Below are 17,315 nucleotides of genomic sequence, written 5' to 3' on the forward strand. Positions count from 1 at the left end.
AAAACGCGGACAGCCCGTCAAAACGTAACGCCGGCGACCAGCACAATGTTGCAGTACGGCTGGCATTCGCCTGTACGAACAATCGCCCTGGCTTGTCGGCTCAGGACCTTGAATTGTTCATGGGTGAGCACCTCGCGCCGCCCCAACGCACCTTCGCTGTCCAGCTCTTCCAGCGCGACCAGGGCCGACGGCTTTTTATCGAAGATTTCCTGAGCCAGCACATGGCTTTCAACCTGCATCTCACTGAGCACGATCTTCAAGGTGCTGACAAAATCCGGAATGCCATGGGTCAGGGCCAAGTCGATCAATTCAACGCCCGGAGGAACCGGCAGCCCCGCATCTCCGATGACGACCATGTCGCCATGTCCCAATGAAGCGATCAGCCGCGACAGCGCAATGTTGAGCAGAGGGGTCTTTTTCATGGGGCTTTAAACGCCTGTACATCGCTCAAGGCGGGAATCGAAGGTTGTGCGCCAGCACGTGTGACTGACAGCGCCGCAGCCACCTGCCCGAAGCGAATCGCCTGCGCCTCATCTTGACCCGCGGCCAGTGCCGCGGCGAAACCGCCGACAAACGTATCGCCGGCCGCCGTGGTATCGACAGCCTTCACCACGGGCGCGGGGAAATGCTCGAAGCCTTGGCCATCGGCAAACAGCGAACCTTGCGCGCCGAGGGTGATGATCACCTTGCCGGCGCCCAGGGCAATCAGGCGGGTCGCCGCGGCTTGTGCGGTGTCCAGGGAGTCCACCGACAGACCGCTCAGGGCCGATGCTTCGCTTTCGTTGGGAATCAGGTAATCGATGGACGCGTACCAGTCCGGTGGTAACGGGCGGCTGACCGGTGCCGGGTTGAGGATGACCGTCTTGCCCAGCTCGCGGCCGCGCTTGAGCGCATGGCCAACAGAAGCATCGGGCACTTCCAGCTGACAGATGAGCACGTCCGCCGCCTGTATCACCGAATCAAAACGGTCGATGGCTTCAGCGGTCAATTCACCGTTGGCGCCGGGGACGATCACGATGGTGTTCTGACTGCTGTCGTCGACCACAATCAATGCCACGCCGCTGGAGCCATCAACGGTGCTCACCGCCTGGCAATCGATCTGCTCGGCCAACAACGCCCCGCGCAGCGCCTCACCATAAGCGTCATTGCCCACGCAGCCGATCATCGACACCCGAGCTCCCAGCCGCGCCGCAGCCACGGCCTGATTGGCGCCCTTGCCGCCGGAGACGGTGGTAAACGACTGACCTATCAGCGTTTCGCCGCCCTTGGGCAAGCGTGGTGCCCGGGTCACCAGGTCCATGTTCAAACTGCCTATTACCACTACTTTTGCTGGCATACATTGCTACTCATCGAGTCTGTTTCGGCGGCGCTGTGGATTCAGCGGCTTTCTGCTTTCAACGGCTTTCTATTTTCAACGGAAGTGGTCAAACACGCCGGCCAGCGGCGCCGTCGATTCACGGATGACGATACTCGGCGTCACGATCCGCTGATCGGTCGCCAGGTCCGGCGTGGCGATTCGCCGTAAAAGCACTTCGGCGGCCATTTCGCCGAGTTGCAGGATCGATTGCCCGACCGTGGTCAACGACGGATAGACATACCGACTCATCTGGATATCGTCGAAGCCGATCACCGACAACTCGCTCGGTACGCGAATATTGCGCTCGGCGGCCGCCCGCAGCACGCCGATGCCGATCATGTCGTTGGCCGCAAAAATGGCACTAGGCGGATTGCTCTCCAGCAGAATCGCGGCGGCGCTGTAACCGCCGGTGCTGGTGAAGTCGCTTTCCAGCATGCGCTCGGGAGAGACTTCGACGCCCGCCTCTTTCAAGGCCCGGCGATAACCCGCCAGCCGCATCTGCGCCACACTGGTGTTTTCCGGCCCGCTGATCGTGGCGATGTCCCGGTGCCCCAACTCCAACAGGTGCCGGGTCGCCAGATACGCACCGTATTCATGGTCGATGCGCACCAGGTCCGCATCGATACCGTCCAGTCCGCGGTCGACGATCACCATGGGTGTGCGGACGCCTTTGAGCCCTTGTACCAGGCCACTGTCACCACCGGCCGAGGCGACAATCAGGCCGTCGATGCGTTTTTCCAGCAGCACACGCAGGTAGCTGCGCTGCTTGTCCGGATTGTCGTCGGAGTTGCACAGGATGACGCAGTAACCGTTTCGCTCACAGTAATCCTCGATACCCCGGGCCAGTTCGGCGAAATACGGGTTGAGGCTGTTGGGGACAAGCAGGCCGATGGTCGCCGTGGTCTTGGCCTTGAGCGAACGGGCCACCGCGCTGGGAACGTAGTCGAGGGTCTGGATGGCCGCTTCGACTTTGATCCGGACTTCTTCACTGACCGGGCGGGTCTTGTTCACCACATGGGAAACCGTGGTGTAGGAAATGCCGGCAAGGGCTGCCACATCTTTGATAGTCGCCATGACTCAGGTCCGCCGGCTTGCGCGCTGACTGCGATAAGTGTCCAGCACCACCGCCACCACGATCACCGCGCCGGTAATGATGCGCTTGGTCGGCTCGGTTGCCCCGATCTGCGCCAGCCCCGCGGCCAGCACGGAAATGATCAGGACGCCAAAAAACGTGCTGATCACCGAACCGCGACCGCCCATCAGGCTGGTGCCGCCGATCACCACCGCGGCGATCACCTGCAGCTCAAGGCCGGAGCCGGCATTCGGGTCGGCGGCCTCCAGGCGGGAAATCTGGAACAACGCGGCAATGCCAGCCAGCAACCCCATCAGGCTGAAGACCAGAATTTTGTAAGGCTTCGGATTGATCCCCGCCAGCCGCACGGCCTCTTCGTTGGTGCCGATACCGATCAGGTAACGACCGAACACCGTGCGGGTCAACACGGCCTGGGCAATGAAAATGATCAGCAAGGCAATGATGAACGACGGTGAAATGCCAAAGGCGATCGGATTGGACAACCAGGCGAACGCATCGCCAATGTAGGCCGTACGCGAACCGGTCATCTGGTACGCCACCCCACGGGCCATTTCCAGCACGCCCAGGGACACGATGAACGACGGAATCCGCCACGCCACCGTGATCGAGCCGGTGACGGTACCGGCGAGCGCCGCGACGGCCATGCCCAGCAGCGCCGCCGGCAGCACGCCCCAGCCCCAGCCGAGAATCGCCACGCTCACGGTCGAAGCCGCCAAGGCCAGCACCGAGCCAACCGACAGGTCGATGCCACCGATGATCAACACAAAGGTCATGCCGACCGCCAGCACCATCAGGTCCGGAATCTGGTTGGCCAGGGTGCTGAAGGTATCGTAGGACAGAAAGTGACTGCTCAGCACCGAGAACAGCACGATCATCGCCAACAAGGCACCCGCCAGGCCCAGATAGGTGCCCAGGCCGTAGAAGTTGCCACTGCGTTTGCCGGCGTAAGAAGCGGTATTCATGGAAGATCCCTAGGCGCGGCTTCGTTAAGCAGCGCATCACGTTTTTGGTAGCCCGCAAAAGCAGCGGCGAGCAACTCATCCTGGGTCCAGCTGTCGCGATCGAATGTATCGATCAGGCGCCCGGCCGACAGCACGCCGATCCGGTCGCAGATCAGCATCAGCTCACGCAAGTCGCTGGAGACCACCACCAGCGCCTTGCCCTGGCGGGTCAATTCGCCGAGCAGGTTGTAGATATCGAACTTGGCGCCGACGTCGATGCCGCGTGTCGGCTCGTCGAACAGCAGCACCGAGCAATCGCGCTCCAGCCAACGGCCGATGACGACTTTCTGCTGATTACCGCCGGACAACTCGGACACCAACTGTGCCGGACCGGAGCTGCGAATGCGCATGGCATCGATCTGACGCTGGGCCAGGGCGTTTTCGCCATCGTTGTCGACAAAGCCCGCTCTGGAGATGCCGGGCATGTTGCCCAAGGCGATATTGGCGCCGATCGACTGCGTCAACAAAAGGCCTTCGCCCTTGCGATCTTCAGTGATCAACGCGATGCCATGCCCGACCGCATCCACCGGCGAGCGCACATTGATGACCTGCGCCGGCGCCCCCAGGGCAATCGTGCCGCTGTCGGCGATATCGGCACCGAAGATCAGACGCAGCAACTCGGTGCGCCCCGCGCCGATCAAACCGGAAATGCCGAAAATCTCTCCGGCACGGACTTCGAACGACACGTCGCGAACCTTGTCGGCACGGCTCAGGCCCTTGACCGTCAACACCGGAGCGCCGATCTTGCGCGCCCCCATATCGATGTGTTCGCCGAGCTCGCGGCCGACCATCAGCGTGACCAGTTGCTCGCTGTTGTAGTTGGCCATCGGCTCGACGCAGACCAGGTTGCCATCGCGCAGCACGGCAATGCGTTGCGCGACTCGCGCCAGCTCTTCAAGGCGATGGGAGATGTAGATGATCGATACGCCACGAGCCTGCAGACGGGTAATCTGCTCGAACAGCATTTCGACTTCGCGGGCAGTGAGCATCGCGGTCGGCTCATCGAGAATCAGCACATGACAATCGCCAATCAGGTTACGGGCGATCTCGACCATTTGCTGGTGGCCGATACCCAGTTCGCCGACCAGGGTGTCCGGGTCAATGGCGTCGAGCCCGACATGCGCCATGGCCTCGATGGCGGCCTTGCGCAACTGCTTGCGACTGATCCAGCCGCCCTTGCTGGGCAGGTTGTCGAGAAACAGGTTTTCCGCCACCGACAGGGTCGGTAGCAGATTGAGCTCCTGCATGACCATGCGGATACCCAGCGCCTCAGCCTGAGCCCGGCTACCCGGACGATAGTCCTGCCCCTGAAACCGCATCTGGCCGGTGGTCGGCGTGACCAGCCCGCCAATAATCTTCGAAAGCGTGCTTTTGCCCGCACCGTTCTCGCCGGTCAACGCCAGCACTTCCCCGCGCATGAGCGTCAGGTCGATGCCGGCCAGGACCGGTTGGGCGTAGGTCTTGCCGATACCGCTGACCGAAAGGACAGCGTTCGGAGCGCAAACTGACATAAAAACTCTCCATGCGCTCGTCCGGCTGGACGAGCGCCGTTGCGTCGCCAGAAGGTTACTTGGTGACCAGTTCAACCGGCGTTTCGATCACGCCATTGGCGCCGCCTTCGACCTTCTCGCCCTTGAGAATCTTCAATGCAGTCTCGATGCCGAACACCGCCTGCCTGGCCGCAAACTGGTCCGCGGTGGCCAGCACACGGCCATCCTTGAGCATTGGCTGGATGGCATTGATGTTGTCGTAGCCGACCACTTGCACCTTGCCGGCCTTGCCCGCGGCGCGCACCGCAGACACCGCACCGACCGCCATGCTGTCGTTGCCGGCCAACAGGGCCTTGGTTTGCGGATATTCGCTGAGAATCGATGCAGCGACCTTGTTGCCCTTGTCGATCTCCCAGTCACCGGATTGCAGGGACACGACCTTGATCTGCGCCGCCTCCATCGCATCCTTGAAACCTGCGGTCCGCTGTTGGGCATTGGTGGTGGTGGACACACCTTCGATGATGCCGACTTCGTCACCGGCCTTCAGCTGTTTGGCCAGGTAATCGCCCACCAGCCGTGCGCCCTTGCGGTTGTCCGGGCCTACGAACGGAACATTGATGTTTTTGCTTTTGACGACAGCGGGGTCCAACTGGTTGTCGATGTTGATCACGGTGATACCGGCATCGATGGCTTTCTTGATCACCGGGACCATGGCCTTGGAGTCTGCCGGTGCAATCACCAAGGCATTGACCTTGGCTAGGATCATCTGCTCGACGATGCGCGTCTGGCCCGCGGTGTCGGTTTCATCCTTGATGCCGTTGGAGATGAGGTCGAATTCGCCGGAGTGATCTTTCTGGTAGGCCTTGGCGCCGTCCTCCATGGTCAGGAAGAACTCGTTGGCCAGGGATTTCATGACCAGAGCGACTTTCGGTTTTTCAGCGGTTTCAGCAAAGGCCGAAGAGACAGGCAGTGCAGCGGGTGCGGCAGCCAGCATAGCGACAGCGAGAAGACGTCCAGCGAATGGCAGCTTCATGGGTTCACTCCGATCTTATGATTATTGTGAGCAACGCTTGCGCTGGCGTAAGCTTCACGGCCCACCGCGATGAAAAGCCATCATTGGAGCCGCGCAAACGTTTGCGTTAACCAAACTATGCGAACCCTGCCTGTATTTGTCAACGACCTGAAATGCGCTTTCAGAGATGCCTGGCAAAAAAACGGCATTCAATTCATGCCGTGGTGTTGACCACCGTTCCCGTGCCGGAACCCTTGGCCAGCTCCTTGATCAGGCTTGCGCTCACTTGCAGGATGGCGCCGTTGGTGTCGGCAACCTGCCCCTGAATGGCCGCTACCGCGGTGGTCTTGGCTTCCGGGGTTGGATAGGACGCTGCCTGGGTTTGCGCCAGTTGCTGCTGTTGCTCGCGCAATTGCTGCTGCAACTCCTTCAGACGCTTGAGCAAGACCTTCACCGCAACGCTGGTGTTATCGCTGGTTTGCGATTCAGCCTGTGCGCCGGCGCTCTCCCCCAGACCTACCGGGCCCGTCTTGACCTGAGTGCCATCGCTTTTCTTTGTACCCAGCGCCTGGGCGGCCGCATCAGCTGCTGCGTCGCTCAAGGCGCGAAGGGTAGTGGCCGATTTGCCACCGATGGTGACGCCGGCGGCATTGGGTATGCCAACAGATAACGACATGTGAACTCCTGAAGAAAAAGATCCCTTGAAGGAGCATCGACCGGCGCGGGCGTTTCTTGAGTCGTCAGTGATGATTTGATCCGTTGAAATCTTAAACAAGACCGCGATCCGTTTCGGAGAGCCGAACGCGAAAGTTAAACATGTTCGGCATTCCGGACGCCCCACCCCCGAAACCGGGTTGGCTACAAACATAAATATCGTTACAAATCATTAACTTAAACGAGTTTTTCGATTCACGACATTACTGGTACAGATCCTGCTCTTCCTCTCGCACCTCCGGCATTCAGATTCGCCCGGGGCGTATCTAGATGAACCTGCATCTGCACCGTCTCACAACTAGAAGAGAAAAATAATGACATCTGCACTCAAGACCTTTGTTCCGGGAGCCTTGGCCCTGCTGCTGCTTCTGCCCACCGCCCTTCAGGCCAAAGAAGCCGAAACCCAACAGAAACTGGCCAACGTGGTGATCCTGGCCACGGGCGGCACCATTGCCGGCGCGGGGGCCAGCGCCGCCAACAGCGCGACCTATCAAGCGGCGAAAGTCGGCATTGAACAGTTGATCGCCGGCGTTCCTGAACTGAGCCAATTGGCTAATGTTCGCGGCGAACAGGTCATGCAAATCGCCTCCGAAAGCATCACCAACGAAAACCTGCTGCAACTGGGTCGCCGCGTAGCCGAACTGGCCGACAGCAAAGACGTCGATGGCATCGTGATCACCCATGGCACCGACACCCTGGAAGAAACGGCGTACTTCCTGAACCTGGTGGAAAAAACCGAGAAGCCGATCATCGTCGTGGGCTCCATGCGCCCAGGTACCGCGATGTCCGCCGACGGCATGTTGAACCTGTACAACGCGGTGGCCGTGGCCAGCAGCAAGGACGCGCGAGGCAAAGGCGTGCTGGTGACCATGAACGATGAAATCCAGTCGGGTCGCGACGTCAGCAAAATGATCAACATCAAGACCGAAGCGTTTAAAAGCGCCTGGGGTCCGCTGGGCATGGTGGTAGAAGGCAAATCCTACTGGTTCCGCTTGCCAGCCAAGCGCCACACCATGGATTCCGAGTTCGACATCAAGACCATCAAGAGCCTGCCTGACGTCGAGATCGCCTATTCCTACGGCAATGTCAGCGACACTGCTTACAAGGCCCTGGCTCAATCCGGCGCCAAAGCCATCATCCACGCAGGCACCGGCAATGGCTCGGTATCGTCGCGGGTAGTTCCATCCCTGCAAGCCTTGCGCAAGGACGGCGTGCAGATCATTCGCTCCTCCCACGTCAACGCCGGCGGCTTTGTATTGCGCAACGCCGAACAGCCTGACGATAAATACGACTGGGTCGTGGCTCACGATCTGAACCCGCAAAAGGCCCGGATCCTGGCAATGGTCGCGCTGACCAAAACCAATGACAGCAAAGAGCTGCAACGGATGTTCTGGGAATACTGATTCGCCCTCGCCTGACCGATCCGGTCGGGCACCCCGTGCGCCACTCGCCAGCCTTGGCGAGTGGCTGCCGCTGGATCTTACAAAAAAACTTCCTTCGCCTTACGCCAAACGGAACAAATCGCTGTCAGAGGATTTTCTTGGTTTTTAAGCAGTTGCGAAATGGCCTACAGTTAAATACTGTATGCACGTACAGCTTAATAAGGATAATTCTGTGGACACCACCTCTGACTCTCCTGACACCTATGTACGCATGGGCCTGCGCGTTCAGAAAATCATCAACTCTCCCACCGCACAAAAGGCCAGGGCGGCACTGATCTTCCGCCTGCCTGACGAACCGGTGGATGAATGGGAACGCTTGCTGGAAGAAATCGACGAGAACGACAACGTCACCCTCGCTTATCGCGACGATGGCGGCGTGCAGATTTTCTGGGTTGTGCCGAAGGAAGATTGAGTCGATGAGTGTCCGCTGGTTTGCTTTGCTGTTTCTGTTTTTTGTCATGGGCGCGCAAGCTGACGCGCCGCGCACCTTCACCGAAGCGAAAAAGGTCGCCTGGACGCTCTACGCGCCCCAGTCCACCGAGTTTTACTGTGGCTGCAAGTACACCGGCAACCGGGTGAACCTTGCCGCCTGCGGTTATGTGCCCCGTAAAAATGCCAAACGTGCAGCCCGCATCGAGTGGGAGCATATTGTTCCGGCCTGGCAAATCGGCCATCAACGCCAATGCTGGCAACAGGGCGGCCGCAAGAACTGCACCCGCTACGACCCGGTTTACCAGAAGGCCGAGGCTGATTTGCACAACCTGGTGCCCAGCATTGGCGAAGTCAATGGCGATCGCAGCAACTTCAGCTTCGGCTGGCTGCCCGAGCAGTCGGGGCAATATGGTTCCTGCCTGACCCAGGTCGACTTCAAGGCCAAGAAAGTCATGCCCCGCCCTTCCATTCGCGGCATGATCGCCAGGACCTACTTCTACATGAGCAAGCAATACGGCTTGCGTCTGTCGAAACAGGATCGGCAACTGTATGAAGCCTGGGACAAGACCTATCCGGTACAGGCCTGGGAGCGCCAACGCAACCAGAGCGTGGGGTGCGTCATGGGACGCGGCAACGAGTTCGTCGGCCCGGTAGACATGAAGGCCTGCGGCTGAATCCAGAACGGGACACCTGAAACGACAAAGGCCTCGAGGTTAAACACCCGAGGCCTTTTTTGTATCTCCAGCGTCTGCGCTACGTTATTGAGCGGCTGGACGCTCAAGCACCAGCAATTCGATATTTTGTTTCTTCGAGCGAGTGAGCGCCGCGCGAACCTCATCCTGTTTGGCTTCGGCCTCGGCTTTCGAATTGAACGGCCCCATCAGGATTCGGGTATTGCCATTCTCCTTGACGACGCTGGACATGAAGCTGTGCTCGATCAGCCAGCCACTCAAATCGCTGACCGCCTGAGGGGTTTCACCTCGCACTTCAAGATCCCATTGCGGGCCGGACACTGGCGCAGGCACGACAGCCATGGCCGGCTTGGGCTTTGGCGCATCCACACTGCTGCCCTCGCCACATCCCGCCAGTGCCAATATCGCGATGACCAAAACCATTTTGCGCACGACGCTTCCCTCCAAATGCATAAAGCGGCGATTTTAACACCCATGAATACTTCACGAGTGCCGTAAAATGGGCTTAAAACAACGAGAATGATGGTTGCGGCCTCTGTATAGTTACGCCTTGGGAATTAATGCCGCATCTGCGCGTCAGAATGAGGCACCCAAACCGCGAGACTTCGCACTAATCTATACATAACACCGACCTCTGCACTGTCCGAATCAGGTGCCCCACAAAGCAATCAAGGAGAAGACCATGCTGATACTCACCCGCAAAGTCGGTGAAAGCATAAACATAGGTGATGACATTACGATCACCATCCTCGGCGTAAGCGGCCAGCAAGTCAGGATCGGCATCAACGCTCCGAAGGACGTTGCAGTGCATCGTGAAGAGATTTACCAGCGTATTCAGGCCGGCCTGACCGCCCCGGAAAAGCCGCAATCCTGAATCCTGTTGCAGTCAGTAGCCAGCCCGTTCAGTCCGGAATCACGGCTGGCTAAAGATTCAGTACCCCATCGCCCTGCACTTTCGCCCCCACCCAAACCCCAGGGGCTGATACTAGCGGCAAGCCTCACTCCATTGCTGTCAGACTTTTCTGGTTTACCCCAGGGAAGGATGCGTTCACTGCGCGATCAACCCAGCATCACGCCTCGCGCCATGCCCGTCGCCGCCACCACCATCAGCAGCACCAGCAGCGCCTCGATATGACTGATCCGTGCAAACAGCTTCGCACGGCCGGTATCGATCGCCATTTTACGGGCAAGCGCTATTCGCCACTTGATCAGCGTCACCATGGGTGCGATTTCCAGCAGCAAGATCAGGACGAACAGCGTCATCTTCAGATGAAACAGCGGCTGATGCAGGTAATAGTCCGTGCCTTTCTCGTACCCGCCAAACGCTCGCACCCCCCCACTGATCAATAAAACGACAGCTGAGATACCCCACATATTGTCCGCCATCAGAACACCGCGCACCTCTGCGGCTCCATCGGCCAAACGCCGAAAAGCCGTGCCTCGAACCAACACGGCCCAAAACCCCAGGGCAAATGCCAGAAGATGAACCGCCGCCAGAAACCAGTGAGTCAGCATCGAGAAACTCCTGCCAGGTCGAAGTTGTTTGAGCCTGTCAGTAGTAGCCCATGAAATGACTGCGTGCACGGCATCCGCAGACAATGCCCGAAACAGAATATGACAGACCAACTAGACTCCACTGCGCTGGTACTGAGCGTCCGCGGCAATACCCGCCCCAACAGCAACTCACTCCCACCGCATTGAACTGAGTAAACAAAATCATGTGTGAATCATGTGATTCAAGCTCTGCTTCAAACACAACAGGCCGTCGTCGTTTTCTTCAATTTGCCGGATTGAGCGCAGGCGCCCTGCTGCTGACCGGCACACTGCCCGGCAAGATCATCCAGGCAGCCGAAAAAGCGTCAGCCCCACCCAAACCTCAAAACGTAATCAATCCCGACATGGCGTTGCAAAGACTGATGGAGGGCAATGCACGATATGTAGGCGGTACTTCCACAACGCACGATTTCAAGGCAGAGCGAGAGGCCCTGGTGTCCGGCCAAAATCCGTTCGTGGCCGTGCTGAGTTGCTCTGACTCGAGGATCGCCCCGGAATATGCGTTCGACACCGCGCGCGGCGATCTTTTCTCCATTCGCGTCGCGGGCAACTTCGTTACACCGGAAGGCTTGGCCAGTCTTGAATACGGAGTTGCCGTATTGGGCGCCCCGCTGATTCTCGTACTCGGGCATGAGAGCTGCGGCGCCATCGAGGCCGGTATCAAGGCCGTCAAGGATCAGACGATTTTCCCCGGGCATATCCCGAAACTGACTGAGGCACTCAAGTCGGCAGTCGAGGCAGTACTCAAGCAGCCCGGGAACCTGATGGAAAACGCCACCGCGCAAAACGTCAAGAATTCGGTCAACAGCCTGAAGCAGGCCTCACCATTGCTGACCGATGCGCAGAGCAAAGGCGTGCTGAAGATCGTAGGCGGTATCTATCGCCTGGCGAGCGGCAAGGTAGAGCTGATCGCTTGATCCACGAAGCGCACCTCGCCGGCATCGGTGCATGACCCCGCATCGGCAAAGAGCCCAGCGCGACGGCTGGGCTCTGGTTATCTTCGGTTTTGCATCATTTTATCCGCGAGGGTTCTGGCCCTCTCGATCAACAGGTTCTGCCTGTCCTCGTGGGTAGCCCCACCCACAATCGGAGCAGTCAGATTGCTTTCGGCAATCAATGCAGCGCAGAAATATCGATCCCAGACAGCCGTGTCCACAGGTGCCTGCTTGCTCATTTGATCGGCGTTCATAGACGGCTCCTTTTGATGAGGTCCCATCGCTAGTTTACGCCTGAATAACAAAAAATCCGGGCCGTCATTCACAGTGGCTCGCCATTCGTCGCCTGCCAGAACACCACGAGGAATTCGCCCCTATCTGTGGCTTGAGGCTTGCTAAGATCGCCCGTAGCAGCGCCGTAACGACAGGATTCTGACGCCGCAGCCCTTCAATCAATGCTTAAGGACGCCAGCGATACGCTTGGTCAGTCACCGGGAGATGTAACGTGTCAACGCTCAACGAAATCGCAATGAACCACGCGAGAATGGCCAGGGAAAAAGCAGAAAAGTCGATCGAACTGAGCGAGCAACACTTCCAGATCGTAGCAAGCTTCGAAGTACCGTCCATTGAGGTACAGCAGAACATCCCAATGCACCTGATCGCGGGAGTACAGGAAGGCCACCACAACTCCCGCCAGTCAACGCCTTCTGGTCGGTGACGATTTACGACGGGTCAACGACAGGATCATCGACGCGGCCGCTTTTTCCAGCTTCCGGATACTCACTCGTCACCGAGTTAGCGGCATCTACATCTACCATTTCTTCATCGACAGGTGCTTCGTCGTCCGCGGGCAGCGGAACTTCAGATTCTTCACGCCCGGGATCATCGCTCTGCCGGGAAGTGTTTATAGGAGCGTTCTCATCAATGTGCATGCTGACTCTCCATACTGATTCGCGGATGTTTAGCCCGAACTAACCGCCCTGGGTATCTATATCAGCATCTTGAACCGGTTTATGTTCAGGCTCGGATTTGAAATCGGGGCTGTAAGAGTTTCCTTTAGCTACGGGATCGTGCTTTGGATTATTAGGCGCAGTGGCTGAACCAAACGGATCAGACACATAGGTCGAATCCTGATCATTCCCCAGCTCATTTTTCCCACTGCCGGGGTTGATCCGGGATTTCTTCAGCGGCACATCAGGCCGCCTTGGATCATGGCCTGTTTCGTTATCCGCACTGCTGCCCGCGCCACCCTGTTGCGATATGTTTCCTGGAGCATTCTCATCAATATCCATGCTGGCTCTCCGTATGGTTACGTGAAATGTCCGTGCTTGAACATGAGAGACGCTGAAGCGCTGGTAAGTGCAAAGCAGTGGACGAATGGCGAGAACGAAAAACCCGGCTCACTGGCCATATTGCTGTTCAGTTGAGGAAATTGTAGGAGCGAGCTTGCTCGCGATGGACCTGAGAACACCGCGGGGTATCAGGTTTGCAGCGTCATCGTTAACGACCATCGCGAGCAGGCTCGCGCCTACAGGGGACCACATTCGCTTAAGTGAACAGCAGAAATTCCCGCAGGAGTACATTCAGGCGCTGATGAGGCATGCAGACGAGAGGCCAGGTTGGCGTTTTGAGTGAGGACTTTGAAAATCTCAGCCAACAAAAAAGGGCCCACCTTTCGGTGAGCCCTTCCAGACCGCCCAGCAGAGCGGATTTTGTTTGGTAGGCGCGATTGGACTCGAACCAACGACCCCCACCATGTCAAGGTGGTGCTCTAACCAACTGAGCTACGTGCCTGCTGTGAGGCGGCATTCTACGGAATTCCCGAGGGGTGTCAACACCTTTTTTCGCGCTAACCCTATGAATATGCAAAATATTTAATTTTGCCGGTACAAAGAAGATTTTCCGGGTGGCTGGCGGGCGATTTTCAACTCGGGTAGGATCAATGCACTCGTAAAATATATTAAACAGAGGCTGCCGGATGGCTAACACTCCCTACCCCGAGTCCTATTACGCCGCATCGGCCAATGCGGTTCCGCCGCGACCGGCGTTGCAGGATGACGTCGAGACCGATGTCTGTGTGATTGGCGCCGGTTATACGGGGCTGTCCTCTGCCCTGTTTCTGCTGGAGAACGGCTTCAAGGTCACGGTGCTCGAAGCCGCCAGGGTGGGTTTCGGGGCGTCCGGGCGTAATGGCGGCCAGATCGTTAACAGCTATAGCCGCGATATCGATGTCATCGAGCGCACGGTCGGTCCCAAGCAGGCCCAGTTGCTGGGGCAGATGGCGTTCGAGGGTGGGCGAATCATTCGTGAGCGAGTCGCCAGGTACAACATTCAGTGCGATTTGAAGGACGGTGGCGTGTTCGCCGCGATGACCGCTAAGCAGATGGGCCATCTCGAATCCCAGAAGCGCCTGTGGGAGCGTTTCGGGCATACCCAGCTTGAGTTGATGGATCAACGTCGCATCCGTGAAGTAGTGGCCTGCGATCAGTACGTCGGCGGGATGCTCGACATGAGTGGCGGCCACATCCATCCGCTTAACCTGGCGCTGGGTGAAGCGGCGGCGGTCGAGTCCCTGGGGGGGACGATTTATGAGCAGTCGCCGGCGATGCGCATTGTGCGTGGCGCGAATCCGGTGGTGCACACGCCGCAGGGTAAGGTCCGGGCCAAATTCATCATCGTCGCCGGCAACGCTTATCTGGGCAACCTGGTGCCGGAACTGGCCGCCAAGTCGATGCCTTGCGGCACACAGGTAATTACCACCGAGCCATTGGGCGAAGAACTGGCCAAGACCCTGTTGCCTCAGGATTACTGTGTCGAAGACTGCAATTACTTGCTCGACTACTACCGCCTCAGCGGCGACAAGCGTCTGATTTTCGGCGGTGGCGTGGTGTATGGCGCGCGGGATCCGGCGAACATCGAAGCGATCATCCGGCCGAAGATGCTCAAGGCATTCCCGCAGCTCAAGGACGTGAAGATCGACTACGCGTGGACAGGCAATTTCCTGCTGACCCTGTCGCGCCTGCCCCAGGTCGGACGGCTGGGCGACAACATCTACTATTCCCAGGGCTGCAGCGGCCATGGCGTGACTTACACACATCTGGCGGGCAAGGTGCTGGCCGAGGCATTACGCGGTCAGGCAGAGCGTTTTGATGCGTTTGCCGACCTGCCCCACTACCCGTTCCCCGGCGGGCAAATGCTGCGCACACCGTTTGCGGCATTGGGTGCGTGGTATTACGGATTGCGGGATAAGTTCGGGTACTAAGCGGCACGCAATACATTGTAGGAGCGAGCCTGCTCGCGATATCGGTCTAGCAGCCAACGAATATGTTGGATGCTACGACCTCATCGCGAGCAGGCTCGCTCCCACAGGGGTTTTGGGTTAGAGACGTTCCCGTGGGATACCGCTGCGAATCCGCAGGATGTCCGCCAACACCGCCAAGGCAATCTCTGCAGGCGTCTTGCTGCCCAGGTTCAAACCGATCGGCGCATGAATCCGCCCCAACTCGACATCTCCCAGGCCACCAATGCGTCGCAAGCGCTCGAAGCGCTTTTGCGAAGTTTGCATGGAGCCCATCACACCGATGTAGAACGCCTCGGTGCGAACAGCCTCCATCATCGCCAGGTCATCGATACGTGGATCGTGGGTCAACGCCACCACCGCCGTGTCGCTGTGGCAACCGCCGTCGGCGATGAACACCGACGGCAGTTGGCGACGAATCTCCACATTTTCCAGCACGACGCCTTCCAGCACTTCGTCCCGCGGGTCACACAGAATCACCTCGAACCCCAGGCCCACGGCAAACTCCGCACAGGCCAGGGCGACACTGGAATACCCCGCCAGCAGCAAGCGCTGGGCCGCGCCGACGCGCACGCGCACCCGGTCGATTTCACGCTCGATACGCACACCCTGCTCACGATCATCGAACAGACTGCGCGCACCGCTGAGCAAATCAACCTCGCGGATCAACCGACGTCGGCCCAACAGCGCCGCCTCCAGTTCCCGCAGATGCGCCTGCACCTCGCAATCGGCCTCAAGCTTCTCGACCAGCACATCCAGCACCCCGCCACAGGGCAGGCTGACGCGTGAGCGGGGGTCGTCGCCTTCGCCGTAACGAACAACGCTGACCGGCTCCAGAAACGCGCCCTCGGCGACTCGCTCGAGAAAGTCTTCCTCGACACAGCCACCGGACAGCGAGCCAATCCAGTGCCCCTGCGTGTTCACCGCCAACAGCGAACCCGGTGCCCGCGGTGCCGAGCCGTAAGTGGCCAGCACCGTACACAGCCAGATGCGCTGTCCGGCCGCCGACCACTCCAGCGCCCGGCGTATCACTTGCAGATCCAGATGCTGCATGTCAGTGGGCCTTGTGCTCGAGCGGCGGCGCATCGGCACGCAACTTCTGCACGTCATTCACAGCCAGATCATTCGGCTGACCGCCCCAACCCTGACGCAGGTAGTTCAGTAGATCCGTGAGTTGCGCGTCGCTCAACTTGTCGACAAATCCCGGCATCGGTTGCATGTGTTCGAACCCGGAGAACTTCTGCTCACCGATACCGTCGTCGATCACCCGTACCAGGTTGCGCGGATCTTCCAGGCGCAGCGTGGTGTTGCCGCGCATGGCCACCGCGATGTGCGGCTTGCCCTCGCCGCCAGGTGCATGGCAACCGGCGCAGACATTCAAATATTCCTGACGGCCGCGCTGGGCACTTGGGCTCAGCTTGTCCAACGGCACTTCGGTGAGCACTTTCGCCGCAGGTGGCTGATCGCCGAGCAGGAAAGTCGCCATCGCCGCCAGGTCCGGATCACTCAGGCCCTGGGTGCTGTTGTGGAACACCGGGAACATCTCGTTGAACATCGTGCCCTGGGCGCTCATGCCGTGCTTGAGGAACGAGCTCAGGTCCTGATGATTCCAGCCACGGGCCGCCAGGTCAGTGGCCAGCAGGCTTGGCGCCAGATAACCATTGAGAATGCCGCCGGTCATGCGTTTGTCCTGCTGCATCGCGCCAGGCAAGCCGCGTGGGGTGTGGCACTCGCCACAGTGACCCAACACGTCGACCATGTACTGGCCGCGCTTCCAGGCTTCGCTTTTGCCTTCGGCAGGCTCCAGCTTCACATCCTTGCCGTACACCATGTTCCAGCCCATCAGGCCCAGGCGCACGTTGAACGGGAAGCTCAGGCTGGTAACCGGTGCTGCACGCTCGATCGGCTCGACGGTTTTCAGGTAGGCATGAATCGCGTCGGAATCTGCACGCGGGATCAAGTGATACGAGGTGTAGGGCATCGCCGGATACAGGTTTGCGCCGTCGCGGCGCTTGCCTTCGGTCAGCGCGGCGAAGAACTCGTCATCGTTGTACTGGCCGATGCCGTGCTCTTTACTCGGGGTGATGTTGGTGCCGTAGATCGTGCCGAACGGCGACACGATCGGCAGGCCGCCCGCGTATGGGGCGCCACCCGGTGCGGTGTGGCACGCCATGCAGTCGGCGGCGCGGGCGAGGTACTCGCCTTGCTTGACCTGCGCATCATCCGCGTGAGCCGCCACCACAGGCGCAACCAGACCAACCGCCAACGCCAGGCGGCTAAGTAGAAGCTTCATGC

21 protein-coding genes and 1 tRNA gene are annotated in these 17,315 nt (G+C 59.1%); 7 read left to right on the top strand and 15 right to left on the bottom strand.

Annotation, left to right across the window (positions count from 1 at the left end; genetic code table 11):
• Nucleotides 1–17: 17 nt before the first annotated feature.
• From rbsD to AC3ITA_RS18415, 7 genes are all read right to left on the bottom strand, one after another.
• Nucleotides 18–422: a D-ribose pyranase gene (gene rbsD, locus AC3ITA_RS18385; RefSeq protein ID WP_489278163.1), complete on the bottom strand. Its 405-nt coding sequence runs from the start codon at nt 420–422 to the stop codon at nt 18–20.
• The gene (gene rbsK, locus AC3ITA_RS18390; protein WP_095943649.1) at nt 419–1,336 is read right to left on the bottom strand and encodes a ribokinase; all 918 of its coding nucleotides are present in this window, start codon (nt 1,334–1,336) and stop codon (nt 419–421) included. The genes rbsD and rbsK overlap by 4 nt, the downstream gene beginning before the upstream one ends.
• Nucleotides 1,337–1,411: 75 nt before the next feature.
• The gene (locus AC3ITA_RS18395) at nt 1,412–2,431 is read right to left on the bottom strand and encodes a LacI family DNA-binding transcriptional regulator (protein ID WP_489278164.1); all 1,020 of its coding nucleotides are present in this window, start codon (nt 2,429–2,431) and stop codon (nt 1,412–1,414) included.
• A 3-nt stretch (nt 2,432–2,434) separates the two neighbouring features.
• Nucleotides 2,435–3,412, bottom strand: a complete 978-nt coding sequence (locus tag AC3ITA_RS18400) for an ABC transporter permease (protein ID WP_150672778.1) — start codon at nt 3,410–3,412, stop codon at nt 2,435–2,437.
• A complete protein-coding gene (locus tag AC3ITA_RS18405) occupies nt 3,409–4,962 on the bottom strand; it encodes a sugar ABC transporter ATP-binding protein (protein ID WP_095943652.1) in 1,554 nt (517 codons plus the stop codon). The genes AC3ITA_RS18400 and AC3ITA_RS18405 overlap by 4 nt, the downstream gene beginning before the upstream one ends.
• A 55-nt stretch (nt 4,963–5,017) precedes the next feature.
• On the bottom strand, nt 5,018–5,974 hold the full coding sequence (locus AC3ITA_RS18410) for a sugar ABC transporter substrate-binding protein (RefSeq protein WP_489278165.1): 957 nt from the start codon (nt 5,972–5,974) through the stop codon (nt 5,018–5,020).
• A gap of 193 nt (nt 5,975–6,167) precedes the next feature.
• The gene (locus AC3ITA_RS18415; RefSeq protein ID WP_095943654.1) at nt 6,168–6,629 is read right to left on the bottom strand and encodes a hypothetical protein; all 462 of its coding nucleotides are present in this window, start codon (nt 6,627–6,629) and stop codon (nt 6,168–6,170) included.
• Between the two features lie 352 nt (nt 6,630–6,981).
• Between AC3ITA_RS18415 and AC3ITA_RS18420 the strand changes: the two genes are divergently transcribed.
• The 3 genes from AC3ITA_RS18420 (at nt 6,982) to AC3ITA_RS18430 (ending at nt 9,215) form a co-directional block, all read left to right on the top strand.
• Entirely contained in the window at nt 6,982–8,070 is a 1,089-nt protein-coding gene (locus tag AC3ITA_RS18420; RefSeq protein WP_095943655.1) for an asparaginase, read from the top strand.
• 181 nt (nt 8,071–8,251) lie between these two features.
• Nucleotides 8,252–8,521 carry a DUF1654 domain-containing protein gene (locus AC3ITA_RS18425; RefSeq protein ID WP_095943656.1) on the top strand — a complete coding sequence of 90 codons (270 nt, stop codon included), beginning with the start codon at nt 8,252–8,254 and terminating at the stop codon, nt 8,519–8,521.
• A 4-nt stretch (nt 8,522–8,525) separates the two neighbouring features.
• Nucleotides 8,526–9,215 (top strand): endonuclease, encoded by a 690-nt coding sequence (locus AC3ITA_RS18430; protein WP_150672780.1) that lies wholly within the window; start codon nt 8,526–8,528, stop codon nt 9,213–9,215.
• Between the two features lie 84 nt (nt 9,216–9,299).
• On the opposite strand, the gene AC3ITA_RS18435 is transcribed toward AC3ITA_RS18430, so the two are convergent.
• On the bottom strand, nt 9,300–9,665 hold the full coding sequence (locus tag AC3ITA_RS18435) for an SPOR domain-containing protein (RefSeq protein ID WP_150672781.1): 366 nt from the start codon (nt 9,663–9,665) through the stop codon (nt 9,300–9,302).
• A gap of 250 nt (nt 9,666–9,915) precedes the next feature.
• Here AC3ITA_RS18435 and csrA point away from each other — a divergent pair, with 250 nt between their 5' ends.
• Nucleotides 9,916–10,107 carry a carbon storage regulator CsrA gene (gene csrA, locus AC3ITA_RS18440; RefSeq protein ID WP_007975691.1) on the top strand — a complete coding sequence of 64 codons (192 nt, stop codon included), beginning with the start codon at nt 9,916–9,918 and terminating at the stop codon, nt 10,105–10,107.
• Between the two features lie 185 nt (nt 10,108–10,292).
• On the opposite strand, the gene AC3ITA_RS18445 is transcribed toward csrA, so the two are convergent.
• Nucleotides 10,293–10,748 (bottom strand): DUF2214 family protein, encoded by a 456-nt coding sequence (locus tag AC3ITA_RS18445; RefSeq protein ID WP_489278166.1) that lies wholly within the window; start codon nt 10,746–10,748, stop codon nt 10,293–10,295.
• Between the two features lie 203 nt (nt 10,749–10,951).
• Between AC3ITA_RS18445 and AC3ITA_RS18450 the strand changes: the two genes are divergently transcribed.
• On the top strand, nt 10,952–11,704 hold the full coding sequence (locus tag AC3ITA_RS18450) for a carbonic anhydrase (protein WP_095943660.1): 753 nt from the start codon (nt 10,952–10,954) through the stop codon (nt 11,702–11,704).
• 77 nt (nt 11,705–11,781) lie between these two features.
• Here the strand turns inward: AC3ITA_RS18450 and AC3ITA_RS18455 are convergent, their stop codons facing one another.
• Entirely contained in the window at nt 11,782–11,976 is a 195-nt protein-coding gene (locus AC3ITA_RS18455) for a hypothetical protein (RefSeq protein WP_095943661.1), read from the bottom strand.
• A gap of 251 nt (nt 11,977–12,227) precedes the next feature.
• Between AC3ITA_RS18455 and AC3ITA_RS18460 the strand changes: the two genes are divergently transcribed.
• A complete protein-coding gene (locus AC3ITA_RS18460; RefSeq protein ID WP_095943662.1) occupies nt 12,228–12,440 on the top strand; it encodes a hypothetical protein in 213 nt (70 codons plus the stop codon).
• 4 nt (nt 12,441–12,444) lie between these two features.
• On the opposite strand, the gene AC3ITA_RS18465 is transcribed toward AC3ITA_RS18460, so the two are convergent.
• The 3 genes from AC3ITA_RS18465 to AC3ITA_RS18475 all read right to left on the bottom strand — a co-directional run bounded on the left by AC3ITA_RS18465 (nt 12,445) and on the right by AC3ITA_RS18475 (nt 13,516).
• Nucleotides 12,445–12,654, bottom strand: a complete 210-nt coding sequence (locus tag AC3ITA_RS18465) for a hypothetical protein (RefSeq protein ID WP_489278167.1) — start codon at nt 12,652–12,654, stop codon at nt 12,445–12,447.
• Nucleotides 12,655–12,693: 39 nt separating this feature from the next.
• Entirely contained in the window at nt 12,694–13,014 is a 321-nt protein-coding gene (locus AC3ITA_RS18470; RefSeq protein ID WP_095943664.1) for a hypothetical protein, read from the bottom strand.
• A 425-nt stretch (nt 13,015–13,439) separates the two neighbouring features.
• Nucleotides 13,440–13,516 (bottom strand) — tRNA-Val (locus AC3ITA_RS18475).
• A gap of 184 nt (nt 13,517–13,700) precedes the next feature.
• On the opposite strand from AC3ITA_RS18475, the gene AC3ITA_RS18480 reads away from it, so the two are divergent.
• On the top strand, nt 13,701–14,984 hold the full coding sequence (locus AC3ITA_RS18480; RefSeq protein WP_095943665.1) for an NAD(P)/FAD-dependent oxidoreductase: 1,284 nt from the start codon (nt 13,701–13,703) through the stop codon (nt 14,982–14,984).
• 117 nt (nt 14,985–15,101) lie between these two features.
• Here the strand turns inward: AC3ITA_RS18480 and AC3ITA_RS18485 are convergent, their stop codons facing one another.
• Nucleotides 15,102–16,073, bottom strand: a complete 972-nt coding sequence (locus AC3ITA_RS18485; protein WP_489278168.1) for an XdhC family protein — start codon at nt 16,071–16,073, stop codon at nt 15,102–15,104.
• A 1-nt stretch (nt 16,074) separates the two neighbouring features.
• On the bottom strand, nt 16,075–17,313 hold the full coding sequence (locus AC3ITA_RS18490; RefSeq protein ID WP_489278169.1) for a c-type cytochrome: 1,239 nt from the start codon (nt 17,311–17,313) through the stop codon (nt 16,075–16,077).
• Between the last annotated feature and the right edge of the window lie 2 nt (nt 17,314–17,315).

The sequence above is a fragment of the Pseudomonas sp. GL_090 genome (assembly GCF_057837765.1).